The organism is Psychrobacter sp. TB55-MNA-CIBAN-0194 (genome assembly GCF_040309505.1).
GTDB classification, from domain to species: Bacteria; Pseudomonadota; Gammaproteobacteria; order Pseudomonadales; family Moraxellaceae; genus Psychrobacter; species Psychrobacter fozii.
In genome coordinates this window covers 1-257 of record NZ_JBEOOW010000499.1, presented here as the reverse complement: position 1 = coordinate 257, position 257 = coordinate 1, and the positions used below count along the sequence as shown (strand labels likewise).

General features: G+C 51.8%; 1 protein-coding gene. It reads left to right on the top strand.

The window, feature by feature from the left end:
- Positions 1-257: hypothetical protein (locus AAEY75_RS16040; protein ID WP_352260153.1), on the top strand; the 257-nt coding region annotated here is incomplete at both ends.

Here is a 257-nt window from a genome sequence, read left to right as displayed (position 1 = left end):
ACTTATACCGCTGACGAAGCCGGTCCTGACCAAACCCATCATGTGGTGGCGTGGTTATTGCCATCAATTACCGATCCAAAGCAGCGTTTAGCACTGCGTCTACTAGAGGGCGTACTGGTTGAGCATGCTGGCTCGCCATTGCGCGCGTATTTGGATAGCCATCCACTTGGTAAAGCGCCAAGTCCGCTATTGGGACTCGACGACAGTCATTATGAAATGGTCTTTTATACCGGTCTGCGTGGTTCAAACCCTGAGCA